Genomic DNA, 2,070 nt, shown 5'->3' on the forward strand with positions numbered 1-2,070 from the left:
CGCCTTCGGCGGCCCACACCCCACGAAAAACAATTCCCCCCACAGATGAAAGGAGGTGAAGGGGAAACAGAAGCGTGAACCGGACCTTACAGGAGCCGCGCGGAAGAGCGCGTGCGCAGTTGAGGTTCCAAAAGGATTCCCAGTCCTCATCTTGGAGGGAAAGCCATGAGCGCCTTCTGGGTTATTATCCTCGGTATCCTTGTCCAGCTGTTGATCTGGAACCTCTATGCCAAGCGGATCGACCGGGAGATCATCCAGTCCGATCCGAAGCGGGCTACCCCGGCCCGGATGTATATGGATGGCGTGGATTTCGTCCCCACCAGCCGCAACATCCTCATCGGCTATCACTTCAAGTCTATTGCCGCTGCGGGGCCGATCGTCGGGCCGATCACCGCCGCGGGGTTGTGGGGCTGGCTTCCCGCCCTCCTCTGGCTGATCCTGGGTGTCTCCTTCATCGGCTGGGCCAGCGACTACAGTGCGATCATACTCTCCGTGCGCAATGATGGAAACTCCCTCAGTGCGGTGGCCTATCGCCTCATCAGCCCCCGCGCCCGTACGATCCTCTTCGTGTTCATCTTCTTCTACCTGCTGCTGATCGCGGGAGCTTTCGTGAACTTGATCGCTGGCGTTCTGATCGATCCCACTGTGCCCTTGGGGATCATCGCCCTTGCCCTGATGGGGCTTCTGATGGGCCAGATGCTCTACCGTTGGAAGATGGATCTGGTGGTGGTCACAGCCATCACCCTGATCATCACCTTGGTGGCGATGGGGATTGGGCCGTTGGGGCTGCAGCAGGTTAAGGAGGGAGACCAGGTCAAGACCATCCAGGGGCCAGTGGGGCAGGTCTTTGCCAGCTTCAATGCGGGGGTGGATGGCCTGGCGGGCGGCAAGCCCTTGTATACGTATTTCGACCCAACGGCCAATCCGGATCCCAAGACCGGTCGCTTGTTGGGGGCTGATCGCCCCGTTCGGCTGTCTTATATCTTCTGGATGCTGTTCACCCTGGTTTTCTGCTATCTAGGGGCCAACCTCCCCATCTGGCGCTTCGCCCAACCGGTGAACTACCTAGGTTTCTGGGTGACCGCGTTGGTGATCCTCTTCAGCTACATCGGCGGCGTTGTGGGGTTCTTCGCCAACCCGGAGGCGGTCTCCTTCAAGCTGCCCGCCGTGCGCGCCTTCCAGCCCGCGGCGGTGGGGATCCAGCCGCTCTGGCCGATGCTGTTCGTCACCATCGCCTGCGGGGCGATCTCCGGTTGGCACGCCCTCTTCGGCTCGGTGGGCACCGCCCGACAGCTGGAGTACGAGACGGACGCCCTCCCGGTGGGCGGTGGGGCGATGCTCTTCGGCGAGAACACCCTGGGGTTGCTTTCCCTGATCGCCATCTCGATCGCGGGTAAAGGAGCCGGTGCGGCGGCCTTCGCCAGCGGGGTGGGCACCCTGCTTTCTCAGGTCTTCGGACCGGGCTTCGCGCCTTACGGCACGGCCCTGGGCTTTGCCGCCTTTGTGGTCATCGTCATCACGGTGGTCCAGTTGGTCTTCCGCCTGATGCGGGTGACCCTGGGTGAGTGGCTTGGGGAGACCCAGCCGATCTTCAAGAACATGCATGTAGCCAGCTTGATCTCCATGGCCCTGGCCGCCTTCCTGGTGCTGACGGGGACCTGGATCTATCTCTGGCAGCTGTTCGGGGCGGCCAACCAGCTCATGGCGGGCCTGGCCTTGATGATCGTCACCGTCTGGCTGGTCTCGGAGCGCCGGCCGGCCTGGTATGCGGGGTTGCCGGCGGCCTTTATGTATGTGACCACGATGGCCGCCATTCTGGTCACCCTCTACAACCAGGTCCCGGCGCTGAACGCGGCCCTGGCGAAGGGGAACATCGTGGCGATCATCGGATCCATCACGATGTTGATCCTCGCCGCCCTGCTCTTTCTGGCGGCGGCTTTCCTCGGGTATGAGGGCCTAACGGCCTTCAACCGCTGGCGGGCGGCGCCGGCGCGCCCGGCCACAGCGGGCGGCGGCGGGGAGTGAACACGACGGGAGGAGATGCGGAGGGGGCGGCGATGCAGATCGGAA

At 63.1% G+C, this 2,070-nt stretch carries 1 protein-coding gene; it reads left to right on the forward strand.

What is annotated here, in order from left to right; genetic code table 11:
• The first annotated feature begins 165 nt into the window (after positions 1 to 165).
• On the forward strand, positions 166 to 2,025 hold the full coding sequence (locus ACFMO5_RS09590) for a carbon starvation protein A (RefSeq protein ID WP_376792527.1): 1,860 nt from the start codon (positions 166 to 168) through the stop codon (positions 2,023 to 2,025).
• Positions 2,026 to 2,070 lie beyond the last annotated feature (45 nt).

It is taken from the genome of Thermoflexus sp., from assembly GCF_042408365.1.
GTDB lineage: Bacteria > Chloroflexota > Anaerolineae > Thermoflexales > Thermoflexaceae > Thermoflexus.

Excerpts from the sequence above, each read along its gene's own strand:
- ACFMO5_RS09590 (WP_376792527.1), top strand. The coding sequence starts at position 166 with ATGAGCGCCTTCTGGGTTATTATCCTCGGTATCCTTGTCCAGCTGTTG.